The organism is Streptomyces marokkonensis, from assembly GCF_008312835.1.
In the GTDB taxonomy this organism is placed as follows: domain Bacteria; phylum Actinomycetota; class Actinomycetes; order Streptomycetales; family Streptomycetaceae; genus Streptomyces; species Streptomyces marokkonensis_A.
The window spans coordinates 153,119-175,097 of sequence record NZ_VSKS01000011.1; the positions used below are offsets into that span (position 1 = coordinate 153,119).

General features: G+C 73.7%; 23 protein-coding genes. 16 read left to right on the top strand and 7 right to left on the bottom strand.

Features of this window, described 5'->3' with window-relative positions:
- The first annotated feature begins 7 nt into the window (after nucleotides 1–7).
- Nucleotides 8–232: a DUF397 domain-containing protein gene (locus F1615_RS20435; RefSeq protein ID WP_149550464.1), complete on the top strand. Its 225-nt coding sequence runs from the start codon at nucleotides 8–10 to the stop codon at nucleotides 230–232.
- 69 nt (nucleotides 233–301) lie between these two features.
- Here the strand turns inward: F1615_RS20435 and F1615_RS20440 are convergent, their stop codons facing one another.
- Nucleotides 302–1,429, bottom strand: coding sequence for an 8-amino-7-oxononanoate synthase (locus F1615_RS20440; RefSeq protein ID WP_149550465.1), 1,128 nt, complete (start codon nucleotides 1,427–1,429; stop codon nucleotides 302–304).
- A gap of 147 nt (nucleotides 1,430–1,576) precedes the next feature.
- On the opposite strand from F1615_RS20440, the gene bioB reads away from it, so the two are divergent.
- From bioB to F1615_RS20460, 4 genes are all read left to right on the top strand, one after another.
- Nucleotides 1,577–2,728, top strand: a complete 1,152-nt coding sequence (gene bioB, locus F1615_RS20445; protein ID WP_149550466.1) for a biotin synthase BioB — start codon at nucleotides 1,577–1,579, stop codon at nucleotides 2,726–2,728.
- Entirely contained in the window at nucleotides 2,721–4,001 is a 1,281-nt protein-coding gene (locus F1615_RS20450; protein WP_149550467.1) for an adenosylmethionine--8-amino-7-oxononanoate transaminase, read from the top strand. Before bioB ends, F1615_RS20450 begins: the two co-directional genes overlap by 8 nt.
- 1 nt (nucleotide 4,002) lies before the next feature.
- Nucleotides 4,003–4,719, top strand: coding sequence for a dethiobiotin synthase (gene bioD, locus F1615_RS20455; RefSeq protein ID WP_149550468.1), 717 nt, complete (start codon nucleotides 4,003–4,005; stop codon nucleotides 4,717–4,719).
- Between the two features lie 69 nt (nucleotides 4,720–4,788).
- Nucleotides 4,789–5,490, top strand: a complete 702-nt coding sequence (locus tag F1615_RS20460; protein ID WP_149550469.1) for a class I SAM-dependent methyltransferase — start codon at nucleotides 4,789–4,791, stop codon at nucleotides 5,488–5,490.
- Between the two features lies 1 nt (nucleotide 5,491).
- Here the strand turns inward: F1615_RS20460 and F1615_RS20465 are convergent, their stop codons facing one another.
- Together F1615_RS20465 and F1615_RS20470 are read right to left on the bottom strand one after the other, a co-directional pair.
- Nucleotides 5,492–5,866: a fic family toxin-antitoxin system, toxin component gene (locus F1615_RS20465; protein WP_149550470.1), complete on the bottom strand. Its 375-nt coding sequence runs from the start codon at nucleotides 5,864–5,866 to the stop codon at nucleotides 5,492–5,494.
- A gap of 4 nt (nucleotides 5,867–5,870) precedes the next feature.
- Nucleotides 5,871–6,113 carry a toxin-antitoxin system HicB family antitoxin gene (locus F1615_RS20470; protein WP_149550471.1) on the bottom strand — a complete coding sequence of 81 codons (243 nt, stop codon included), beginning with the start codon at nucleotides 6,111–6,113 and terminating at the stop codon, nucleotides 5,871–5,873.
- Nucleotides 6,114–6,310: 197 nt separating this feature from the next.
- Between F1615_RS20470 and F1615_RS20475 the strand changes: the two genes are divergently transcribed.
- From F1615_RS20475 to mug, 8 genes are all read left to right on the top strand, one after another.
- Nucleotides 6,311–7,159, top strand: coding sequence for an ABC transporter ATP-binding protein (locus F1615_RS20475; protein ID WP_244328800.1), 849 nt, complete (start codon nucleotides 6,311–6,313; stop codon nucleotides 7,157–7,159).
- 3 nt (nucleotides 7,160–7,162) lie between these two features.
- Complete coding sequence (locus F1615_RS20480) at nucleotides 7,163–9,730, top strand: ABC transporter permease (RefSeq protein ID WP_149550472.1); 2,568 nt, start codon at nucleotides 7,163–7,165, stop codon at nucleotides 9,728–9,730.
- Nucleotides 9,731–9,799: 69 nt separating this feature from the next.
- Nucleotides 9,800–10,222, top strand: coding sequence for a GNAT family N-acetyltransferase (locus F1615_RS20485; protein ID WP_149550473.1), 423 nt, complete (start codon nucleotides 9,800–9,802; stop codon nucleotides 10,220–10,222).
- Nucleotides 10,223–10,381: 159 nt separating this feature from the next.
- Entirely contained in the window at nucleotides 10,382–11,749 is a 1,368-nt protein-coding gene (locus F1615_RS20490) for a hemolysin family protein (RefSeq protein WP_149550474.1), read from the top strand.
- Nucleotides 11,746–12,768 carry a hemolysin family protein gene (locus F1615_RS20495; protein ID WP_149550475.1) on the top strand — a complete coding sequence of 341 codons (1,023 nt, stop codon included), beginning with the start codon at nucleotides 11,746–11,748 and terminating at the stop codon, nucleotides 12,766–12,768. Before F1615_RS20490 ends, F1615_RS20495 begins: the two co-directional genes overlap by 4 nt.
- 49 nt (nucleotides 12,769–12,817) lie before the next feature.
- Nucleotides 12,818–13,594 (top strand): SGNH/GDSL hydrolase family protein, encoded by a 777-nt coding sequence (locus F1615_RS20500; protein ID WP_149550476.1) that lies wholly within the window; start codon nucleotides 12,818–12,820, stop codon nucleotides 13,592–13,594.
- A 72-nt stretch (nucleotides 13,595–13,666) separates the two neighbouring features.
- Complete coding sequence (purB, locus tag F1615_RS20505; RefSeq protein WP_149550477.1) at nucleotides 13,667–15,109, top strand: adenylosuccinate lyase; 1,443 nt, start codon at nucleotides 13,667–13,669, stop codon at nucleotides 15,107–15,109.
- Between the two features lie 44 nt (nucleotides 15,110–15,153).
- A complete protein-coding gene (gene mug, locus F1615_RS20510) occupies nucleotides 15,154–15,654 on the top strand; it encodes a G/U mismatch-specific DNA glycosylase (RefSeq protein ID WP_149550478.1) in 501 nt (166 codons plus the stop codon).
- A gap of 10 nt (nucleotides 15,655–15,664) precedes the next feature.
- Here the strand turns inward: mug and F1615_RS20515 are convergent, their stop codons facing one another.
- Genes F1615_RS20515 through F1615_RS20525 form a run of 3 tightly spaced genes read right to left on the bottom strand, consistent with a single transcriptional unit; the run spans nucleotide 15,665 to nucleotide 17,809 of the window.
- Nucleotides 15,665–16,105, bottom strand: a complete 441-nt coding sequence (locus F1615_RS20515) for a hypothetical protein (RefSeq protein ID WP_149550479.1) — start codon at nucleotides 16,103–16,105, stop codon at nucleotides 15,665–15,667.
- A 55-nt stretch (nucleotides 16,106–16,160) separates the two neighbouring features.
- Nucleotides 16,161–16,886, bottom strand: coding sequence for an ABC transporter permease (locus tag F1615_RS20520; protein ID WP_149550480.1), 726 nt, complete (start codon nucleotides 16,884–16,886; stop codon nucleotides 16,161–16,163).
- Nucleotides 16,887–16,888: 2 nt separating this feature from the next.
- On the bottom strand, nucleotides 16,889–17,809 hold the full coding sequence (locus F1615_RS20525; RefSeq protein ID WP_149550481.1) for an ABC transporter ATP-binding protein: 921 nt from the start codon (nucleotides 17,807–17,809) through the stop codon (nucleotides 16,889–16,891).
- Nucleotides 17,810–17,918: 109 nt separating this feature from the next.
- On the opposite strand from F1615_RS20525, the gene F1615_RS20530 reads away from it, so the two are divergent.
- The 3 genes from F1615_RS20530 to F1615_RS20540 all read left to right on the top strand — a co-directional run bounded on the left by F1615_RS20530 (nucleotide 17,919) and on the right by F1615_RS20540 (nucleotide 21,021).
- Complete coding sequence (locus F1615_RS20530) at nucleotides 17,919–19,082, top strand: sensor histidine kinase (RefSeq protein ID WP_149550482.1); 1,164 nt, start codon at nucleotides 17,919–17,921, stop codon at nucleotides 19,080–19,082.
- 14 nt (nucleotides 19,083–19,096) lie between these two features.
- Entirely contained in the window at nucleotides 19,097–19,759 is a 663-nt protein-coding gene (locus F1615_RS20535) for a response regulator transcription factor (RefSeq protein WP_149550483.1), read from the top strand.
- 104 nt (nucleotides 19,760–19,863) lie between these two features.
- Complete coding sequence (locus F1615_RS20540) at nucleotides 19,864–21,021, top strand: ROK family transcriptional regulator (protein ID WP_149550484.1); 1,158 nt, start codon at nucleotides 19,864–19,866, stop codon at nucleotides 21,019–21,021.
- 146 nt (nucleotides 21,022–21,167) lie between these two features.
- On the opposite strand, the gene F1615_RS20545 is transcribed toward F1615_RS20540, so the two are convergent.
- On the bottom strand, nucleotides 21,168–21,929 hold the full coding sequence (locus tag F1615_RS20545; RefSeq protein ID WP_149550485.1) for a GntR family transcriptional regulator: 762 nt from the start codon (nucleotides 21,927–21,929) through the stop codon (nucleotides 21,168–21,170).
- Nucleotides 21,930–21,979 lie beyond the last annotated feature (50 nt).

Here is a 21,979-nt window from a genome sequence, read left to right on the forward strand (position 1 = left end):
AGGCACGATGCCCGCACCGCCTCGGACCATCCCTTGCAGCCTCGACCTGCGCGATGTGCGCTGGCTGCGCAGCAGCTACAGCACGGGCGCCAACAACTGCGTCGAGACGGCCCGGCCGGCCGCAGGCCCCCTGGCCGGACTCCTCGCCGTGCGCGACTCCAAGGCCCCGGACGGGCCGGCGCTGCTCTTCTCCCCCGCGAGCTGGGCGGAGTTCGTGACCGCGGTCGGCTGACCCGGCCCCACGTCCACCGATCCCGCCGTCAACCGTTCCTCGCGCGACGCACGGCCGTGCCACGCCGACTCATGGCCGCGTTTCGCCGATCACCCGTACAGCGCGTTCGATCTCTGCCCCGGACAGGTCCGCGCGGGCGGTCAGTCTGAGCCGTGAGATGCCGTCGGGCACGGAAGGAGGACGGAAACAGCCCACGGACAGGCCGGCCGCCCGGCAGTCGGCCGCCCATCGCACGGCCTGCTCCGGGGAAGGGGCGCGCACGGAGACGACCGCGGCGTCCGGGCGCACCGCCTCCAGACCCGCGGCCGTCAGCCGGCCGTACAGTTCGCGCGCCACCGCGCCCGCCCGTGCCGCACGGGCGGGCTCCCGGCGCAGCAGCCGGAGGGCCGCCAGGGCCGCACCCGCCGCCGCCGGGGCGAGACCCGTGTCGAAGATGAACGTCCGCGCCGCGTTGACCAGATGCTCGATCACCCGGGCCGGGCCGAGCACCGCTCCGCCCTGGCTGCCGAGCGACTTGGACAGGGTCACCGTCACCACGACGTCCCCGGCGCCCGCGACGCCCGCCGCGTGCGGGGCCCCGCGGCCGCCGTCGCCCAGTACGCCGAGGCCGTGCGCGTCGTCGAGCACCAGACCCGCGCCGTACTCACGGCACGCCTCGGCCAGTCCCGCGAGCGGGGCGGCGTCGCCGTCCACCGAGAAGACCGTGTCGGAGACGGCCACCGCGGGCCCGTCGTGGCCGCCGAGCGCCTTGCGCACGGCGTCGGGATCGGAGTGCGCCACGACCTGTGTCGTCCCGCGGGCCAGCCGGCAGCCGTCGATCAGGGAGGCGTGGTTGCCCGCGTCGGAGACGATCAGGGAGCCGTGCGGGGCCAGCGCGGTGACGGCGGCGAGGTTGGCCGCGTAGCCCGAGGAGAAGACCAGGGCCGCCTCGAAGCCGCAGAATCCGGCCAGCTCGCGTTCCAGTTCCGCGTGGAGTTCGGTGGTACCGGTGACGAGCCGGGAGCCGGTCGCACCTCCGCCCCAGGTCCGCGCGGCCCGCGCGGCGCCCTCGGTGACCTTGGGGTGCCGGGCCAGACCCAGGTAGTCGTTGCTCGCCAGATCGAGCAGCGGCGTGCCGGCGGGCCGGGGGCGCAGGGTGCGGACCAGCCCGGCCCGGCGGCGCAGTTCCGCCTGCTCGTCGATCCAGCCGAACGCCATGGGTCCTCCGGGGATTTTGTAGGCAGTGCACAGACACTAGCGGGAGGCCGGGCGGACCACTGTGTGGCGATACCCACACCTCCGAGCGCCTCTGTTGTACGAACTCTCCTTGGCCCGAGTGGGTCGGGTACGACAGGATCGGCTCTCATGGACCTGCTGAACACGCTGGTGGACAAGGGGCTTCGGCGCGAGACGCCGACCCGCGCGGAAGCACTGGCCGTCCTCGCGACGTCCGACGACGACCTGCTCGATGTGGTGGCCGCGGCCGGAAAGGTGCGCCGGCACTGGTTCGGCCGGCGGGTGAAACTGAACTATCTCGTCAACCTCAAGTCCGGCCTGTGCCCGGAGGACTGCTCGTACTGCTCCCAGCGGCTCGGCTCCAAGGCCGACATCCTGAAGTACACCTGGCTCAAGCCGGACGAGGCGTCACAGGCGGCCGCCGCCGGTCTCGCGGGCGGTGCCAAGCGGGTGTGCCTGGTGGCCAGCGGCCGGGGTCCGACCGACCGTGACGTGGACCGGGTCTCCGACACCATCAAGGCGATCAAGGAGCGACACGAGGGCGTCGAGGTGTGCGCCTGTCTGGGTCTGCTCTCCGACGGCCAGGCGGAGCGGCTGCGCGAGGCGGGTGCGGACGCCTACAACCACAACCTCAACACGTCCGAGTCGACCTACGGGGACATCACGACCACGCACACGTACGCCGACCGGGTGGACACGGTGCACAAGGCGCACGCGGCCGGTCTCTCCGCCTGCTCGGGGCTGATCGCCGGCATGGGCGAGTCCGACGAGGACCTGGTCGACGTGGTCTTCTCGCTGCGCGAGCTGGACCCGGACTCCGTACCGGTCAACTTCCTGATCCCGTTCGAGGGGACGCCGCTCGCGAAGGAGTGGAACCTGACCCCGCAGCGGTGTCTGCGCATCCTGGCGATGGTGCGGTTCGTCTGCCCGGACGTCGAGGTGCGGATCGCCGGCGGCCGTGAGGTCCATCTGCGCACCATGCAGCCGCTCGCGCTGCACCTGGCCAACTCGATCTTCCTCGGCGACTACCTGACCAGCGAGGGCCAGGCCGGCAAGGCGGACCTGGAGATGATCACGGACGCCGGTTTCGAGGTGGAGGGCACCGACCGGGTGACGCTGCCCGAGCACCGCGCGGGCGGCGGCTGCGGGTCCCACGAGGGCGGCGGAGCGTGCGGTCCGGCGGCCGCGGACTCCTGCGGGAGCGCGGCGGAGGAGGCGCGCCCGGATCTGGTCGCCGTGCGCCGGCGAGGCGCCGGAACGGACCTCGCGCCCAATGCCTGAGCGGTCCGTCGCCGAACTGCTGGAGCTGGACCGGCGGCACGTCTGGCATCCGTACGGGCCCATGCCGGGCCGTCAGGAACCGCTCGTCGTGGAGTCGGCGAGCGGGGTGCGGCTGCGGCTCGCCGACGGCTCGGGGGAACTGGTCGACGGGATGTCGTCCTGGTGGTCGGCGATCCACGGCTACAACCACCCGGTGCTCAACGAGGCCGCGCGCGACCAGCTCGAACGGATGAGCCATGTGATGTTCGGCGGGCTCACGCACGAGCCCGCCGTGCGGCTGGCGAAGCTTCTTGTCGACATGTCGCCGGACGGTCTGGAGCACGTGTTCCTCGCCGACTCCGGGTCGGTGTCGGTCGAGGTCGCGGTGAAGATGTGCCTGCAGTACTGGCGTTCGCTGGGCCGGCCGGAGAAGCGGCGGCTGCTGACCTGGCGGGGCGGTTACCACGGTGACACCTGGCAGCCGATGTCGGTGTGCGACCCCGAGGGCGGGATGCACGAGCTGTGGTCCGGTGTGCTGCCGCGCCAGGTGTTCGCCGAGGCTCCGCCCGAGCGGTACGAGGAGTCCTACGCGGACCATCTGCGCGAGACGGTAGAACGGCACGCGGGAGAACTGGCCGCGGTGATCGTGGAGCCGGTGGTGCAGGGCGCGGGCGGGATGCGGTTCCACTCCCCCGCGTACCTTCGGGTGCTGCGCGAGGCGTGCGACGCGCACGACGTGCTGCTGGTGTTCGACGAGATCGCGACGGGGTTCGGCCGCACGGGCGCGTTGTTCGCGGCGGAGCACGCGGCGGTCACGCCGGATGTCATGTGCGTGGGCAAAGCCCTGACCGGCGGTTATCTGACGATGGCGGCGACGCTGTGCACCGCGGGGGTGGCCGAGGGCATCTCGCGCGGTGAGGTGCCCGTGCTGGCGCACGGTCCGACGTTCATGGCCAATCCGCTGGCGGCGGCCGTGGCCTGCGCCTCCCTCGGGCTGCTGCTCGGACAGGACTGGCTCGCGGAGGTCAAGCGGATCGAGACGGGCCTGCGGGAGGGACTGGCCCCGGCGGCCGGGCTGCCCGGGGTCAGGGACGTCCGGGTGCTCGGCGCCATCGGGGTCGTGCAGCTCCATCACGCCGTCGACGTGGAGGCGGCCACCCGGGCGGCGGTGCGTGAGGGCGTGTGGCTGCGGCCGTTCCGCGATCTGATCTACACCATGCCGCCGTACGTCACGGGCGACGCGGACGTGGAGCGCATCGCCCGCGCGGTGTGCGCGGCGGCGAAGGAGGGATGACATGCCGGTACTGGTGATCACCGGCACGGGCACCGAGGTCGGCAAGACGGTGGTGACGGCCGCGGTCGCCGCGACGGCGCTGGCCGCCGGCCGGTCGGTGGCCGTGCTGAAGGCGGCGCAGACGGGGGTGCGGCCGGACGAACCCGGGGACGCCGAGGAGGTCGCGCGGCTCGCGGGGGCGGTGACGACGGCGGAACTCGCCCGCTACCCCGATCCGTTGGCCCCCGCCACGGCGGCCCGCAGGGCCGGCCGGCCGGCCGTGCGTCCGCACGAGGTCGCGGAGCGGGCGGCCAAGCTCGCCATCGACCACGATCTGGTGCTGGTGGAGGGCGCGGGCGGGCTGCTCGTACGGTTCGACGCGGCGGGCGGCACGCTGGCGGACGCGGCGGCGCTGCTCTCCGCGCCGGTCCTGGTGGTGGCGCCGGCGGGGCTCGGCACCCTGAACGCGACCGAGCTGACGGCACGGGAACTGCGCGGGCGGGGGCTGGACCCGGTGGGCGTCGTGATCGGCAGCTGGCCCGGCGAGCCCGACCTGGCGGCGCGCTGCAACCTGCTGGACCTGCCGGACGTGACCGGGGTCCCGCTGCTGGGCGCCGTGCCGGCCGGGGCGGGTGCTCTGGACCCCGCCGGTTTCCGGACGTCGGCACCCCAGTGGCTGGCTCCCCGGCTGGAGGGCACCTGGGACGCAGAGGCGTTCCGGGTGCGCGAGGCTCCCTGACGGAAGCGGGGGTGCGGGCGGCCCGTCCGGGGGAGAATCCCGGTAAGGCCCGTTCCGGGGGAGGTCCTCATGCATCTGCGGTCCGCCTGCTCCACGAAGGTCCCGCGGGATCCCGTGCACCACCCGGTGTTCGCCCGTTACTACGCCCGGGCCAGCGTCGCCGCCGAGACCCGGGCGGGGATGGCGACCGTGCGTGACAGGCTGCTCGGCGGGCTGTCCGGCCGGGTGATCGAGGTCGGCGCGGGCAACGGCCTGAACTTCTCGCACTACCCGGGCGCCGTCTCGGAGGTCGTCGCCATCGAACCGGAGCGGGCGCTGCGGGCGCTGGCCGTGGAGGCCGCCCTGCGCTCCCAGGTGCCGGTGGACGTCGCGCCGGGGGTGGCGGAGGCGCTGCCGGTCAAGAGCGAGGCCTTCGACGCGGTGGTGCTGTCCCTGGTGCTGTGCAGTGTCCGGGACGTGCCGCGGGCCCTCACGGAGGTCAGGCGGGTGCTGCGGCCGGGCGGCGAGGTGCGGTTCTTCGAGCACGGCCGGGGCGGGGGCCGCGTCATGCGTCTCACCCAGCGGGCGCTGGACCGCACCGTGTGGCCGCCGCTGGCCGGCGGCTGCCACGTGGCGCGGGACCCGGTCGGCGCGCTGCGGGAGGCGGGCTTCGACCTCGGCCCCTACCGGCGGATGATGATGCCGGAGAAGGGGCCGGCACTCCCCCCGTCGTACTGCGTCATCGGTACCGCGTGGCGGCCGGTGGGCGACGCGGTGACCACCGGGGGCTGACTCACTCGCACCAGCGGCGCAGCTCGGCCGCGATGTCGTCCACGGTCGCCTCGCCGCTCTTGACCAGCCGGGCCAGGTCACGCACCTGCTCCGGCGAGGTGACGACCTTCAGCCCGTCGGCGACGAGGTAGGCGTACGCGCCGGCGGAGGCGAACAGGGCGTTGGAGCGTTCCAGCGCCGGGACGTGGATCAGCAGCTGGAGGAGCGCCGCGGCACGGGCGTGCGGACTGTCGTAGCCGGGGACGCCGAAGATCTCGGCCTGATGGCGTGCGACGGCGGCGACGAGGGCGCCCCAGTCGGTGACCCGGGGGTCCCCCGGTGTCTGCTGCTCGGCGAGCATGAGCAGCCACGCGAGGTCGATGCGCAGGTTGTCCAACGGCTCAGCGGCCACCTTCACGGGTGCCTTCGCGCTCCGCCCCGTCGAACTCCGCGGCGAAGACGCTCTCGTACCGCTCCATGAAGTCGGCGGCCGCCTCGACGAACGCGCGGCCCGCCTCGCCGGCGTCCTGCCGGACCAGTTCCTCGATGTAGCGGTTGACGCTCATCCCGCGCGCCAGGGCACGCTCCCGCGCCGCGCGGGTGGTGCCCTCGTCCACGCGTACGTTCAGCTGGGTCTTCGCCATGCCTCGAAGCTGGCGCCGGGACGCCAGCAGCGGCAAGTACGGGTACCGCCGCGAGGAATGTGCCCCTTACATCCGTATCGGGGACACGACCTGGGGTGGAGACGGTCCCGCACCCACGGGGGATTCCGGCCGTGGACCGGATCACACTACCCTCGGCGCGACAGGCACGACCGGATGTCCATACGGAGGAGGCGGCCTTGTCCACACCTGCTGCGGAGCACGCCCCCGGCCTCACGTCGGCCGACGGGATCGCGGCCCGCGCCCGCGGCCTGACCAAGGCGTACGGCTCGGGCGAGACGACGGTGCTGGCCCTGGACTCGGTGGACGTGGACATCGCACGGGGACGGTTCACGGCGGTCATGGGGCCGTCGGGGTCCGGGAAGTCCACGCTGATGCACTGCCTGGCGGGGCTCGACACCGTTTCCGCCGGGCAGGTGTGGCTGGGTGACACCGAGATCACGGGGCTGAAGGACCGTGAACTGACCCGGCTGCGCCGGGACCGGATCGGGTTCATGTTCCAGTCGTTCAACCTCGTCCCGACCCTGAACGCGCGGGAGAACATCACCCTGCCCATGGACATCGCGGGCCGGAAACCCGATGAGCAGTGGCTGGACCGGGTCATCGACACGCTGGGCCTGCGGGACCGGCTGGGGCACCGGCCCGCTCAGCTGTCCGGCGGGCAGCAGCAGCGGGTGGCCTGCGCGCGGGCGCTGGCCTCCCGGCCGGAGCTCATCTTCGCGGACGAGCCGACCGGCAACCTCGACTCCCGCGCGGGTCTGGAGGTACTCGGCTTCCTGCGCGAGGCCGTGGACTCGCTCCAGCAGACCGTGGTCATGGTCACGCACGACCCGGGCGCCGCCGCCCACTCCGACCTGGTGCTCTTCCTCGCGGACGGCCGGATCGTGGACGAGATGCGGCAGCCCACGGCGGAGTCGGTGCTGGAGCGGATGAAGCGGTTCGACGTGATCCGCGCGCCCTCGGACGACGGCGGCGGGGACGACGGCGGCGACGGCCCGGCGGGTCCGGCGACGTCCGGCGAGGACTGAGCCGTGCTGAAGGCGACCCTGAGGAGCTTCCTCGCCCACAAGGGACGGCTGCTGCTGTCCGCGCTGGCCGTCGTGCTGTCGGTGGCGTTCGTGGCCGGCAGCCTGATCTTCTCCGACACCGTCTCCCGCACCTTCGACCGGCTGTTCGCCTCCTCGTCGGCCGACGTGACCGTGACGCCCCGGGAGGACCTGGAGTCGTCGGTGCCCACCGGAGCCGTCCGGACCGTCCCGGCCTCGCTCGCCGGGCGGCTGGCCGGCGTCGAAGGCGTCGCGGCGGCACACCCGGACGTCGAGGTCGGCAACATCACGGTCGTCGACAGCGAGAACGAGTCGGTGGGACCGACCACCGGCGCGCCCACCCTCGCGGTGGACTGGCACGTCACCGAGCGCAGCGTCGTCGAGCTGACCTCAGGCCGCGCCCCCCGCGGAGCGGGCGAGGCCGTCCTGGACGCGGACACCGCCGACACCAAGGGCGTGGAGATCGGCGACACCCTGTCGGTGCAGGCCCAGCCGGGCACCTTCCGGGTGGAGGTCGTCGGCATCGCCACGTTCACCACCACCAACCCGGGCGCGGCACTGGTCTTCCTCGACCCGGCGGTCGCCGCCACCGAGGTGCTGGGTTCAGCCGACCGGGCGACCGGCATCTCGCTCACCGCCGGCCCGGGCGTCTCCGACGAGCAGTTGAAGCGGCGTGTCACCGCGGAGCTGGGCGCCGGCGCCTACGAGGTGCGGACGGCCGGCGAGACGGCGGAGACGGCCGCCGAGGAGCTCGGCGGGTTCCTCGACGTGATCAAGTACGTGATGCTCGGCTTCGCCGGGATCGCCGTGCTCGTCGGCGTCTTCCTGATCGTCAACACCTTCTCGATGCTGATCGCCCAGCGCACCCGCGAGCTCGGCCTGCTCCGGGCGCTGGGCGCCGACCGCAGGCAGGTGCGCCGGTCGGTGCTCACCGAGGCGGTGCTGCTGGGTGTGGTCGGTTCGACGCTGGGCCTGGCCGCCGGTATCGGGCTCGCCTTCGGCCTGATCCGGCTCATGAGCGCGTTCGGCATGAACCTGAAGACCACGGAGATGGTCGTCGGCTGGGCCACGCCCGTCACGGCGTACGCCGTCGGCGTGGGCGTCACCTTCGTCGCCGCGTACCTCCCGGCCCGCCGCGCGGCGGGCGTGTCCCCGATGGCCGCGCTGGCCGCCGCGGACACCGCCGGTACGGGGCGGCCGCTGCGGGCCCGCGCGGTGACGGGGTCCGTGGTGGGCGCGCTCGGCACGGCCTCGCTGGTGGGCTGCGTGCTCGCCGGTGAGACCGCCTCCGCCGCCTCGCTGCTGGGGCTCGGGGTCGTCCTCACGCTGATCGCGACCGTCATCGCGGGTCCGCTGCTGGTGCGGCCGGTGATCCGGGTGCTGGGCTCGGCCTTCCCCGCGCTGTTCGGCTCGGTCGGCCGGATGAGCCAGCGCAACGCCCTGCGCAATCCGCGCCGTACCGGTGCCACGGCCTCCGCGCTGATGGTGGGGCTCGCCCTGGTCGGCGGGATGTCGGTGGCCAGCGCGTCGATGTCCCGGTCCTTCGACGAGCAGATCGACAGGACGCTGGGCGCGGACTTCGTGATCCAGAACGCCAACTTCCTGCCGTTCTCCCAGGAGGTCACCGACCGGGTGCGGGACACGGAGGGCGTGGGGCTGGTCGTACGGCAGCGGTTCGCGCCGGTGGCGGTGCGGCTGCCGGACGGCGAGCGGGTCGAGACCACCGCGGCCGGGTACGACGACCGGGTCGACGACGTCGCGCGCGTGACGTACGCGGCCGGCGACACGGCGGCCGCCCTGGCGGACGGCAACATCTCCATGGACGCCGGCTTCGCCGCGGAGCACGGCGTCCGCATGGGGAGCACCGTCCCGGTCGAGTTCCCCGGCGGCAGGAGCACCGAGCTGACGGTGGCCGCCCTCACCGACCTCGAGGGCGGCGAGGGCTTCGGGATGCAGGGCGGGCTGGTCTTCGGCATCGCGACGGTCGAGGAGTACGTGCCGGGCGGGCAGGACTCCGCGCTGTACGTCAACGCGGCCGACGGCACGGGCGTGGACGACCTGCGCGACCGGCTGGACGCGGCGCTCGATCCGTACCCCCAGGTGCAGGCCCGTGACCAGGCAGACTACAAGGAGCTGGTGCGCGACCAGATCGCCGTCCTGCTGTACCTCGTCTACGCCCTGCTGGGGCTGGCGATCATCATCGCGGTGCTGGGCGTGGTCAACACCCTGGCTCTGTCGGTGGTGGAGCGCACCCGTGAGATCGGTCTGCTGCGGGCGATCGGCCTGTCCCGGCGGCAGCTGCGGCGGATGATCCGGCTGGAGTCGGTGGTGATCGCGGTGTTCGGCGCGGTCCTGGGACTCGCGCTCGGTCTGGTGTGGGGCCTGTGCATCCAGCAGGTCCTGGCGCTCCAGGGCATGACCGCCCTCGCGATTCCCTGGGGGACGGTCGTCGCGGTCGTCGTCGGCTCGGCCGTCGTGGGCATCGCGGCGGCCCTGCTGCCGGCGCTGCGGGCGTCCCGGATGAACGTCCTGGAGGCGATCGCGCACGAGTGAGCCGCACGGCGGGTGGTCCGGATCGTGGAATAGCGCGTCGTCGCGGGTGCGGCGTGCTGGGATCGGCGCATGACGGAACTGCGTGTACGGGCCGCGGCGCCCGAGGATGTCGACGGTGTGCTGGCCTTCTGGAAGGTGGCCGCCGAGGGCACCAGCATCAGCGACGACCGGGCGGGTGTGGAGCGGCTGATCGCCCGTGATCCCGGGGCGCTGCTCCTCGCGGAGAGCGGCGGCGTGCTCGCCGGCACGGTGATCGCGGGCTTCGACGGCTGGCGGTGCCACCTCTACCGGCTGGCGGTGCACCCCGGCCGCCGTCGTGGCGTCGGCTCCGCGCTGCTGACCGCCGCGGAGGAGAGGTTCGTACGGCTGGGCGGGCGCCGCGCGGACGCGATGGTGCTCGTGCGCAACGAGATTGCGCAGCATGCGTGGGGCGCCGCGGGGTACGGGCCGGAGGAACGCTGGCGGCGCTGGGTGAAGCCCCTCACCGGCTGATCCCACGACACGGCGGCCGTCCTTTGCCGGTCCTTCACCCTCGGAGGGCCCTCCGTCCTCCATGAAAGGTTGTGTGCGTCCGCCCATGGGCGAACCTCACCGTCCGCGACACCGCGCATCCGTCCCCGTCCTGTCCGACCATGGGACAGAGGTGACCCGATGACCGAAGTGCTCCTCCTTCTGGCGGCGATCCTGCTCTCGCTCGCCTGCGGCGCGTTCGTCGCGGCCGAGTTCTCCCTCACCACCGTCGAGCGGGCCGAGCTGGAGCGGGCCGTCGAACGCGGCGAGCGGGGCGCCGCGGGCGCACTCAAGGCCGTACGGAACCTGACCTTCCAGCTCTCCGGCGCGCAGCTCGGCATCACGGTCACCAACCTGGTGGTCGGCATGCTGGCCGAGCCGTCGATCGCCGCGCTGATCTCGGGCCCGCTGGAGGACATCGGCGTCTCCCGTTCGGTGGCGCGGTCGCTGGCGCTGGTGCTCGGCACGGCCCTGTCGACGCTGTTCCTGATGGTGGTCGGCGAGCTGGTGCCGAAGAACTGGGCGATCTCGTCCCCGCTGGCCGTCGCCAAGCGGGTCGGCAACGCGCAGCGCTGGTTCAGCGCCGCCTTCCGCCCGTTCATCACCCATCTGAACAACACGGCCAACCGCATCGTGCGCCGCATCGGCCTGGAGCCGGCCGAGGAACTGGAGTCCGCGCGCGGGCCCCAGGAACTCGCGGCGCTGGCCCGGCACTCCGCCAAGCAGGGGGCGCTGGAGCCGGACACCGCCGAGCTGTTCGTCCGCACGCTGAACCTCGCGGACCTCACCGCGGAGAACGTGATGACCCCGCGCGTCCAGGTCATCGCCCTGGAGGTGCAGGCGACCTGCGAGGACGTGGCCAACGTGACCCGGGCGACCGGCCTGTCCCGGTTCCCCGTCTACCGCGAGACCCTCGACGCCGTCGTCGGCACCGCGCACGTCAAGGACGTACTGGCCCTGCCCGCGGAGCGGCGCGCCAGGGTGCCCGTGTCGGAGCTGATGCGCGAACCGCTGCTGGTCCCCGGGTCGCTCACGGTCGACCGTCTCCTCGACCGGCTGTCCGGGCGGCGCACCATGGCCGTGGTGATCGACGAGTACGGCGGCACCGCGGGAGTGGCCACCCTGGAGGACATCGTCGAGGAGGTCGTCGGCGAGGTCCGTGACGAGCACGACCCGCACGAGACGCCGGACCTGGACCGGGCCGGCACCGACGAGGACGGGCGGACGCTGTTCTCGGCGGACGGCTCCGCGCGCATGGACCAGCTCGCCCGGGTCGGCCTGCGCGCGCCGGAGGGGCCGTACGAGACGCTCGCCGGGCTCGTGGCCGCCTCGCTCGGCCGGATCCCGGACGTCGGCGACACCTTGGAGGTCGCGGGCTGGCGGCTGGACGTGGTGGACGCCACCGGCCGCCGCGCGGCACGCGTCCTGCTGCACGCGCCGCCCGGCGACCGGCCCGCGACGGGACGGCGGACCGCCGGGACCGTGGACGACGAGGAGGCGCGGCGATGACTGCCGTACAACTGCTGATAGGTCTGGCGACGCTGGTCGTGAACGCCTTCTTCGTGGGCGCCGAGTTCGCCCTGATCTCGGTCCGCCGCAGCCAGATCGAGCCGTACGCCGACCGGGGCGACCGGCGCGCCAGGAGCGTGCTGTGGGGCCTGGAGCACGTGTCGGCGCTGATGGCGGCCGCGCAGCTCGGCATCACCCTGTGCACGCTGGTCCTGGGCATCGTCGCCGAGCCGGCGATCGCGCACCTGCTGGAACCGGTGTTCCACGCGCTGGGTGTCCCGGAGGGCGCGGGGCACGCCGTGTCCTTCGTGATCGCGCTGGCGCTCGCGACGTATCTGCACATGCTGCTCGGTGAGATGGTGCCGAAGAACGTCGCGCTCGCCGAGCCGGTGCGCAGCGCGCTGACGCTGGGTCCGCCGCTGGTGGCACTGTCCCGCGCCCTGCGCCCGGTGATCTTCACGGTCAACGCCTTCGCCAACACGCTGCTGAGACTGCTGCGGGTCGAGACCCGGGACGAGGTCGTCGCGTCCTTCTCGGACTCCGAGCTGGCCCAGATCGTGAAGGACTCCGGTGAGGCGGGCCTGATCGACGACCGCGCCCGGGAGTGGCTGCACGACGTGCTGGAGCTGGGCCGGCGCCCCGTGCGGGACGTGGTGATGCCGTTGAAGCGCGTCGTCTACGCACGCGTGGGCGTCACCCCGGAGGGCCTGGAGCAGTTGTCGGCCGAGTTCGGGTTCTCCCGGTTCCCGGTGGTGGACGGGCAGCGGCGGATCGTCGGCTACCTGCATGTGAAGGACGCCCTGGACGCCTCACCGCGCGACATGCCGTTCCGGCTGGCGGACATGCGGCCCATCGCGCGCGTGCGGGAGAGCACGCCACTGGACGACGTCCTCACCGCCATGCGCGGCAGCCGCACACATCTGGCGGCCGTGCTCGGGGCCGACGGACGGCTGGCCGGGCTGGTGACCATGGAGGACGTCCTGCAGGAGCTGTTCGGACGGCGTGCCGAGCACACGTGAGGCCCGACCGACCGCTGGGTATGTGCCACGGGATACCATCTCTGTCGCCATGCAGACGAATCCCACCCACAACAGCCTCGTCGCCCTGGGCGACTCCTTCACCGAGGGCATGTCGGACCTGCTGCCCGACGGCACGTACCGCGGCTGGGCCGACCTCCTCGCCGGACGGATGGCGGCCGCCGTTCCCGGTTTCCGGTACGCCAACCTCGCGGTGCGCGGCAAGCTGATCCGGCAGATCGTCGACGAGCAGGTCGAGGTCGCGGCGGCCATGCGGGCCGACGTCGTGACCCTGGTCGGCGGACTCAACGACACCCTGCGGCCCAAGTGCGACATGGGGCAGGTGCGGGATCTGCTGACGGAGGCCGTGGAGCGGCTGGCCCCGCACTGCAAGCAGCTGGTGCTGATGCGCAGCCCCGGCCGCCAGGGGCCGGTCCTGGAGCGTTTCCGGCCGCGCATGGAGGAGCTGTTCGCCTGTGTCGACGAGCTGGCCGGGCGGCACGGCGCACTGGTCGTCGACCTGTACGGGGCGCCCGCGCTCGGCGATCCCCGTCTGTGGGACGTGGACCGGCTGCATCTGACCGCCGAGGGACACCGCAGGGTCGCGGAGGCGGTCTGGCAGGCGCTCGGCCACCCGCCGGAGGACCCCGAGTGGCACCTGCCGCCGGAGGCGACGCTGCCGCCGCACTGGGTGGCGCGGCGGGTCGCCGACGCGCGGTTCGCCCGGCAGCACCTCCTGCCGTGGATCGGCCGCCGGCTCACCGGCCGTTCCTCGGGCGACGGCATGCCGCCGAAGCGGCCCGAGCTGCTGCCGTACGAGGGCCTGTAGCGGCGCCTTGTGGTTTCCTCCAGGTCACCCCGTGGCGCCGGCCTGCAGGAATCGCCAGTAGAATCCCTGTACGTGACTGCTGCGCCCGCCAAGCCCCGTATCCCGAACGTCCTCGCCGGACGCTACGCCTCCGCCGAGCTCGCCACGCTCTGGTCCCCCGAGCAGAAGGTGAGGCTGGAGCGCCGGCTCTGGCTCGCCGTGCTGCGGGCCCAGAAGGACCTCGGGATCGAGGTGCCCGACGCGGCGATCGCCGACTACGAGCGTGTCCTCGACCAGGTCGACCTGGCCTCGATCGCCGAGCGCGAGAAGGTCACCCGTCATGACGTGAAGGCACGGATCGAGGAGTTCAACGACCTCGCCGGGCACGAGCACGTGCACAAGGGCATGACCTCCCGCGACCTCACCGAGAACGTCGAGCAGCTGCAGATCCGGCTGTCGCTGGAGCTGATGCGCGACCGTACGGTGGCCGTGCTGGCGCGCCTGGGCAGGCTGGCCGCCGAGTACGGCGAGCTGGTCATGGCCGGCCGCTCCCACAACGTGGCCGCGCAGGCCACCACCCTCGGCAAGCGCTTCGCCACGGCCGCCGACGAGCTGCTCGTCGCGTACGGCCGGGTGGAGGAGCTGCTGGGGCGCTACCCGCTGCGCGGCATCAAGGGCCCGGTCGGCACGGCGCAGGACATGCTGGACCTGCTCGGCGGCGACGCGGCCAAGCTGGCGGAGCTGGAGCGGCGGATCGCGGGCCACCTGGGCTTCTCCGAGGCCTTCACCTCGGTCGGCCAGGTGTACCCGCGCTCGCTCGACTACGAGGTCGTCACCGCGCTGGTGCAGCTGGCCGCCGCGCCGTCGTCGCTGGCGAAGACGATCCGGCTGATGGCCGGGCACGAACTGGTCACCGAGGGCTTCAAGCCCGGCCAGGTCGGCTCCTCGGCGATGCCGCACAAGATGAACACCCGCTCCTGCGAGCGCGTCAACGGCCTGATGGTGATCCTGCGCGGTTACGCCTCGATGACCGGGGAGCTGGCCGGCGACCAGTGGAACGAGGGCGACGTGTCCTGCTCGGTGGTGCGCCGGGTCGCGCTGCCGGACGCCTTCTTCGCGCTCGACGGCCTGCTGGAGACGTTCCTGACGGTGCTCGACGAGTTCGGTGCCTTCCCGGCGGTCGTCGCCCGGGAGCTGGACCGCTACCTCCCGTTCCTCGCCACCACCAAGGTGCTGATGGGCGCGGTGCGCGCCGGCGTCGGCCGCGAGGTCGCGCACGAGGCGATCAAGGAGAACGCCGTCGCCACCGCCCTGGCGATGCGCGAGCGGGGCGCCGAGCGCAACGACCTCCTCGACAAGCTCGCGGCCGACGAGCGGCTGCCGCTCGGCCGCGACGAGCTCCAGGCACTGATGGCGGACAAGCTGTCCTTCACCGGTGCCGCGAGCGACCAGGTCACGACCGTGGCCGGCCGCATCGAGGAGATCGTGAAGCAGCACCCGGAGGCCGCCGGCTACACCCCCGGGGCGATCCTCTGACGCGCTTCACGCAGGAGGAGCTGGAGGCCGCCCGCGACCGGCTCGTGCCGGATGTGGTCGCGGACGGCCTGCGCGTGCTGTTCTGCGGCATCAACCCGGGTCTGATGACGGCGGCGACCGGCCACCACTTCGCGCGTCCCGGCAACCGCTTCTGGCCCGCGCTGCACCGCTCCGGCTTCACACCGCGGCTGCTGCCGCCGTCCCGGCAGCAGGAGCTGCTGTCGTACGGGATCGGCATCACCAATGTGGTGGCGCGGGCGACCGCGCGGGCCGACGAACTGGGCGCGGAGGAGTACCGGGAGGGCGGGCGGCTGCTCGCCGTGAAGGTGGCCCGGCTGCGTCCGCGGTGGCTGGCCGTGCTGGGGGTCACCGCGTACCGGGCGGCGTTCGACGACAGGAAGGCGCAGGTGGGGCCGCAGGTGCGGACCATCGGCGGGACGCGGGTGTGGGTGCTGCCCAACCCGAGCGGGCTGAACGCGCACTGGACGCCGGCCACGCTGGCCGAGGAGTTCGCCCGGCTGCGGGAGGCCGCCGAGGAGCGGTGACGGCCGGCGGTCAGGGCGGGGCGGTCTCGGTGACCACCGCCAGCAGCTGGATCTCGTCGCCCGCGTCCCGGTCGGCGACCGCCACCGCGACCCAGCGGCCGGTGCCCCGGACCTCCCACAGCCACGCCACAGCCGCGCGTGCGCCGAGCCAGGCCCAGGGCTCGGGTATCTCCTCGTGTTCGGTGCGCAGCAGGACCGTCTGCAGGTTCCAGGGCGCGACGTCGCCCCAGCGTGAGGCCAGCACCTCGTAGACGGCGTCGCGGTCCTTCTCGAACTGGTCCACCGTGACCGCCCAGCCGGCGGGGTCGCCGCCGCGCGGACCGGTGTCGCTCTCCAGTACCGCCACATGGTGGCCCGGTCCGCCGAAGCCGACGTCCGACGGGCCGTGCTCCGCCGGAAAGGGGCGGAAGCACAGCTCGTCGATGAGGGCGATGTGCTGTGCGATGTTCATGCGTCCAGTAAACCCGCCGCCACTGACACTTGGCGGTGCGTCAGTCCAATACCGGTCAGGCGTCCCTGCGGCGCAGGCTCCACGCACCCGCCAGGAGGGCGGCGGCCGTCCACAGCGCGGTCACCGCAAGTCCCGTCCAGGGCCCCAGGATTCCGTCGGAGGTCTCCTGCAGGATCACCTGTCCGGCCCGGTCGGGCAGGAACTCGACGGCGGTGCCGGCCGCGTCGCCGATCACGAAGGACACCACGAGGATGAACGGGACCAGCCCGGACAGGGTGGCCACTCCGCTGCGCAGCAGGGTCGCCAGGCCCGCGGCGAACAGGGCCATCAGCGTGAGGTAGAGGCCGCAGCCGACGACACCGCGCGTCTGCTCGGCCGGGGTGAGGCCGGCCGCCGCCGGGCCGAGCCCGGCCCGCGCCACGAGGAGGGCGGCCAGGGAGGTCAACAGGCCGGTGACCAGCACCGGAAGGGCGATCGCCGTGAGCTTCGCGGCGTACCAGACTCCGCGTCGCGGGACCGCGGCCAGGGAGAGCCGCAGGGCGCCGTTGTGGTACTCCGCCGATACGGCCATGGCGCCGAAGGTGATGGCGGCGATCTGACCGGGACCGACACCGGAGAGGGCCATGAAGAGGGGGTCGAACTCCGGGTCCGACGTGCTCGAGACCCCGGCGATCGCGGAGAACGCCGTGGTCACGGCGAACAGGGCGAGCAAAGTCGCCGGGAGCGACAGGACGGTGCGGATCTTCAGCCACTCGGCGCTGAGCACGGGTGCGAACGGCATGGTCAGGCCTCCTGGGGCTGCGCGGCGAACTCGGTCTCGGTGGCGGTCAGGTCCAGATAGGCCTGTTCCAGCGTGCCCTCGTCCGCCGCGAGTTCGAGGATCGGCACCCCGGCGGCGGAGGCGAGGCGTCCGATGTCGTCCACGCGCGCGTCCGCCACGGTCCAGTGGCCGTCCGGGTGTTCCACGGCGTCGTGACCGTGCGCGGCGAGGGCGCTGACGAGGACGGCGGGGTCGGAGGTGCGGATGCGGACCGCGGGGCGCACGCGGGCGTCGATGAACTCCCGCATCGGGGTGTCGGCCAGCAGCCGGCCGCGTCCGAGGACCACGAGGTGGTCGGCGAAGGAGGCGGTCTCGTTCATGAGATGGCTGGAGACCAGGACGGTCCGTCCCTCGTCCGCGAGCCGGCGCAGCAGGGTGCGGATCCACACGATGCCTTCCGGGTCGAGGCCGTTGGAGGGCTCGTCGAGCATGATCACCCGCGGGTCGCCGAGCAGCGCGGCGGCGATGCCCAGCCGCTGGCGCATGCCCAGCGAGTAGGTCCGCACCCGGCGGCGCCCGGCCGGCCCCAGTCCTGTCTCCTCCAGCACCTTGTCGACCCGGCGGTCCGGGATCCGGTGGCTCGCGGCGAGGACGCGCAGATGGTCGCGGCCGGTGCGGGAGCCGTGCGCGGCGTGCGCGTCGAGCAGGGCGCCCACCTCGCGCAGGGGTTCGGGGAGGGTGGCGTAGTCCCGGCCCGCGACGGTGGCGGAGCCGGACGTGGGGTGGTCGAGGCCGAGCACCAGGCGCATGGTGGTGGACTTGCCGGCGCCGTTGGGGCCGAGGAAGCCCGTGACGCGGCCGGGGAGGACGCGGAAGGTGAGGTGGTCCACGGCTCGCCGGGTGCCGTACTCCTTGGTGAGGTCCTGCACGTCGATGCTGGTCATGCGGCACAGCCTGGCCGCCGGGCGGGGCCCCGGTCCTCCCCCGGCCGGGGAGATCTCCTCCCCCGTGCGGGGGAGGCGGGCTGCCGGTGGGCGCTGGCACGATGACGGAATGGTTCGCCTGCTGCGCCCGTTCCGGCGGGCGGTGACGTACACGCGGTGGCTGCATCTGTTCATCGCCGTCGCGTGGCCGGTCATGTGGTACCTCATCGACCACACCCGGATGTACCTGGCCGCGGTGCTGCTCGCGCTCGCCGGACTCGTGCCGGCGATGCGCACGGTGGAGGGGGTGCAGGCCACCGCGCTGCTGCTGGGGCGGCGGTACGACGCGCGGGACGCGGAGATCGTGCCGGCGCCGTCGTCCACGTGGGCCGATCGCGGGCGGACCGTGGTCTGGCTGGAGTGCCGGCTGTTCCTCGGCGGCGCCGTCGCGTTCCTGACCGTTCATCTCCCCATGCTCGCCGTGGACCTGGCGAACACGGCGCGCGGGGGCGGGGCGGACCCCGCGACGTTCGTGCGGGTGCCCGGACAGCACTGGTGGCATGCGCTGCTGGTGCCGGTCCCGTTGCTCGTCCTCGGCGCGGTGGTCGTCCTGGCGGGGGAACTGGTCACCGCCCTCGCCCGGCGGCTGCTCGGTCCCTCCCCGGCCGAGCGCCTGGCCGCGCTCGAGGCGCGCACCGACCGGCTCCTCGAACGCAACCGCATCGCACGTGAGTTGCACGACTCGATCGGCCACGCCCTCACCGTGGCCGTGGTTCAGGCGGGTGCCGCGCGCGCCGCGGGCGATCCCGCCTTCACCGACCGGGCGCTCGACGCCATCGAGGAGACCGGCCGGGCGGCGCTGGAGGACCTGGAGCGGGTCCTGGGCATCCTGCGCGAGCCCGACAAGCCCGTCGGCGGCCGTCCGACGCTCGTGGACGCCGGCCGTCTGCTGGAGTCCGCGCGGGCCTCCGGGGCGACGGTGGACGCCGAGGTGAGCGGCGCCCTGGACACCGTGCCGGGCCCGGTGTCCCGCGAGGGCTACCGCATCCTGCAGGAGTCGCTGACCAACGCGCTGCGGCACGCGGGGGGTGTCCCCGTGCGGGTCCGGGTCGGCGTGGCCGGCGCGACGCTGCTGCTGGAGATCCGCAACCCGCTCACGGACGGCCTGCCCGGCCCGGGGCGCGGAAGCGGACTGCGCGGCATACGCGAGCGTGCCGCGCTGCTGGGCGGCCGGGCGTGGACGGGTCCCGACGAGGGCGACTGGCGGGTGCGCGCCGAACTGCCGCTGGGCTGATCTACGCTGGCCGGATGCCGGTGACCGTCCTGCTCGTCGACGACGAGCCTCTCGTACGCGCGGGTCTGCGGGCCGTGTTGGAGGCGCAGCCGGACATCGAGGTCGTCGGCGAGGCCGCCGACGGCGCGGCGGTGATCCCGCTGGTGCGGCGGTTGCGGCCCGACGTGGTCGCCATGGACGTGCGCATGCCGCTGCTGGACGGGATCGAGGCGACGCGCGCGCTGCTGCGGACGGTCGGGGCGCCGCCGAAGATCCTCGTGGTGACGACGTTCGAGAACGACGAGTACGTGTACGGGGCGCTGCGCGCGGGGGCCGACGGGTTCCTGCTGAAGCGTGCGCGGCCCGCGGAGATCGTGCACGCGGTACGGCTGGTGGCCGAGGGCGAGTCGCTGCTGTTCCCCGCCTCGGTGCGCCGGCTCGCGGCCGAGTACGGAGACGACGGAGGCAACCGTGCCGCGCGGGCCGTGCTGGAGCGGGCGCGGCTGACCGAGCGGGAGGGGGAGGTGCTGCGGCTGATGGCGCGGGGCCTGACCAACGCGGAGATCGCCGCCCGGCTCGTGGTGGGGACGGAGACCGTGAAGACCCATGTGAGCGCCGTCCTGGCGAAGCTCGGGGCGCGCGACCGGACCCAGGCGGTGATCGCGGCCTACGAGTCGGGCTTCGTGGCGCCGGGCTGATCCGCGCCGGCACGGTGCGCCCGGGGCCCCCGCCCTGAGGTCGCCCGGGTCCACGGCGCCGAGTACGATCCGCCCAACACGCGCACGAGCTGGGAGGACGGACGGTGGGTCGGCTGACCGGCGGGGACCCCTCGCTGCTGCGAAGGATCAACTCCGCGGTGGTGCTGCACGCGTTGCGGGCCACGGACTGCGCGACGCTGACCGAGGTCACCCGGGTCACGGGGCTGTCCCGGCCGACCGTCGAAGGCGTCGTGGAGGGGCTCATCGAGGCGGGCCTCGTCGTGGAGACGGCGGCCGAGGAGGGCGCGGCGCGGCGGCAGGGACGGCCGGCGCGGCGGTTCCGGTTCCGGGCGGAGGCCGGGCATCTGCTCGGCCTGGAGATCGGCGTGCACCGGGTGGCCGCGCTGCTGGCCGACCTGGACGGCCGGGTGATCGGCGCCCAGGTGAGGGACGTCGACGAGACGGTCGACGCCGACGAGCGCCTGGAGCGGATCCGCGCGGCCGTCGCGGAGCTGCTGCGCCGGGCCGGTGTCCCGCGCGGCTCCCTGCGGGCCGTCGGCGTGGGCACCCCCGGGATCGTCGAGGCGGACGGCACGGTGCGGCTGGGCACGGCGCTGCCCGGCTGGACCGGACTGGGGCTCGGCGAGCGGCTGAGCCGGTCCTTCAGGTGTCCGGTACTGGTGGAGAACGACGCCAACGCGGCTGTCGTCGCCGAGCACTGGAAGGGTGTCGCCAAGGAGACCGACGACGTGGTGTTCGTGCTGGCCGGGCTGAGCCCGGGCGCCGGATCACTGATCGGCGGACGGCTGCACCGGGGGTACGGCGGGGCGGCCGGGGAGATCGGGGCGCTGCACCTGCTGGGCCGGGAGGCGACCCCGGAGGCGCTGCTGTCCACCACGGACGAGCCGTTGCACCCGCTCGACGAGCAGGCGGTCGCGGAGGTCTTCGCCCAGGCCCGGCAGGGCGACCAGCGGGCGCTCGCGGCCATGGACCGTTTCATCCACCGGCTGGTCCACGACGTGGCGGCGCTGGTGCTGGCCCTCGACCCGGAGCTGGTCGTGATCGGCGGCTGGGCGGCCGGCCTGGACGGCGTGCTGGAACCGCTGCGCGGGGAGCTGGCCCGCTACTGCCTGCGCCCGCCGAGGGTCGCCCTGTCCCTGCTGGGCGAGGCGGCGGTCGCCACCGGCGCCGTACGGCTCGCTCTCGACCATGTGGAGGAGCAACTGTTCGCGGTGGAGGGCACGGTGACGGCACGCCGCTAGCGGCGCCGCGCCGTCCGGGGCAGGCGCTCCGCGCGTCGACCGCCGCCCGCCGTCCCGGTCCGTGGGCCCGCCGTACGCGCGCCGGCGCCGCGCCGACGGTCCGTGAAAGGGACCCGGGCGGCACAGCCGGGGCGCGCGACGCGTTGTCAGGAGGCCTGGCGCTCCGGCCCGTGGTGGATCTCCACGCCGCCGGAGTCGCCGAACGTCAGCCGGCAGGTGTCCGCCCGGTACGTGGCCACGGAGAGCGCCGCGGTGCGTCCGCGGGCGATGAAACGCGTGGTGACGACGAGGACGGGCGCGCCCGGCAGACGGTCCAGTTCCCGGGCGTCGTCCGCGCGGGCGGAACCGAGCTCCACGGCGTTCTCCTGGCGCTCCAGCTCCAGGCGCTGCAGTTCCCGCAGCACGGCACGCGCGCGTGCCGCGCCGGAGGGGGCGTCGATGCCGGACAGGTCGGGCACCGAGTCGGCCGGGACGTACAGCAACTCCGCGGCGACGGGCTGGCCGTGGGAGACGCGGGAGCGGCGCACGATGTGCACGGGCTCGTCGCGGCCGGTGACCAGGGCCTCGGCGACGGCGGCGGGCGGCACCTCGAGGGCGCAGTCGAGCGTCTGCCAGGCGTCGAGCGGCCCGCCCGGCCAGGCGTGCCGCGCGGTGCCGACGGCGACGCCCATGCGCGGCGGGGCGACGGTGGTGCCCACCCCGCGGCGGCGCTGCAGTCTGCCTTCCAGTTCGAGCTGTTCCAGGGCCTGCCGGAGCGTGGCACGGGCGACACCGAAGCGGGCGGCGAGATCGCGCTCGTTGGGCAGGATCTCGCCCACCGAGAACTCCGAGTCCAGCGCCTCGCTGAGCACGGTCCTGAGATGCCAGTACTTCGGTTCCGGCACCGTTTCCAGCTGCGTGGTCCCCACCCTGTCCTCCACGATCGCCGAGTCCGGTCGCGTTTTAGCGCCCTTGTTTA

Excerpts from the sequence above, each read along its gene's own strand:
- bioB (WP_149550466.1), top strand. The coding sequence starts at position 1,577 with ATGGACCTGCTGAACACGCTGGTGGACAAGGGGCTTCGGCGCGAGACG.
- F1615_RS20515 (WP_149550479.1), bottom strand. The coding sequence starts at position 16,105 with ATGAACATCGCACAGCACATCGCCCTCATCGACGAGCTGTGCTTCCGC.
- F1615_RS20520 (WP_149550480.1), bottom strand. The coding sequence starts at position 16,886 with ATGCCGTTCGCACCCGTGCTCAGCGCCGAGTGGCTGAAGATCCGCACC.
- F1615_RS20530 (WP_149550482.1), top strand. The coding sequence starts at position 17,919 with ATGGTTCGCCTGCTGCGCCCGTTCCGGCGGGCGGTGACGTACACGCGG.
- F1615_RS20525 (WP_149550481.1), bottom strand. The coding sequence starts at position 17,809 with ATGACCAGCATCGACGTGCAGGACCTCACCAAGGAGTACGGCACCCGG.
- F1615_RS20460 (WP_149550469.1), top strand. The coding sequence starts at position 4,789 with ATGCATCTGCGGTCCGCCTGCTCCACGAAGGTCCCGCGGGATCCCGTG.
- F1615_RS20485 (WP_149550473.1), top strand. The coding sequence starts at position 9,800 with ATGACGGAACTGCGTGTACGGGCCGCGGCGCCCGAGGATGTCGACGGT.
- F1615_RS20535 (WP_149550483.1), top strand. The coding sequence starts at position 19,097 with ATGCCGGTGACCGTCCTGCTCGTCGACGACGAGCCTCTCGTACGCGCG.
- F1615_RS20440 (WP_149550465.1), bottom strand. The coding sequence starts at position 1,429 with ATGGCGTTCGGCTGGATCGACGAGCAGGCGGAACTGCGCCGCCGGGCC.
- F1615_RS20450 (WP_149550467.1), top strand. The coding sequence starts at position 2,721 with ATGCCTGAGCGGTCCGTCGCCGAACTGCTGGAGCTGGACCGGCGGCAC.
- F1615_RS20490 (WP_149550474.1), top strand. The coding sequence starts at position 10,382 with ATGACCGAAGTGCTCCTCCTTCTGGCGGCGATCCTGCTCTCGCTCGCC.
- bioD (WP_149550468.1), top strand. The coding sequence starts at position 4,003 with ATGCCGGTACTGGTGATCACCGGCACGGGCACCGAGGTCGGCAAGACG.
- F1615_RS20500 (WP_149550476.1), top strand. The coding sequence starts at position 12,818 with ATGCAGACGAATCCCACCCACAACAGCCTCGTCGCCCTGGGCGACTCC.
- F1615_RS20470 (WP_149550471.1), bottom strand. The coding sequence starts at position 6,113 with ATGGCGAAGACCCAGCTGAACGTACGCGTGGACGAGGGCACCACCCGC.
- F1615_RS20435 (WP_149550464.1), top strand. The coding sequence starts at position 8 with ATGCCCGCACCGCCTCGGACCATCCCTTGCAGCCTCGACCTGCGCGAT.
- F1615_RS20495 (WP_149550475.1), top strand. The coding sequence starts at position 11,746 with ATGACTGCCGTACAACTGCTGATAGGTCTGGCGACGCTGGTCGTGAAC.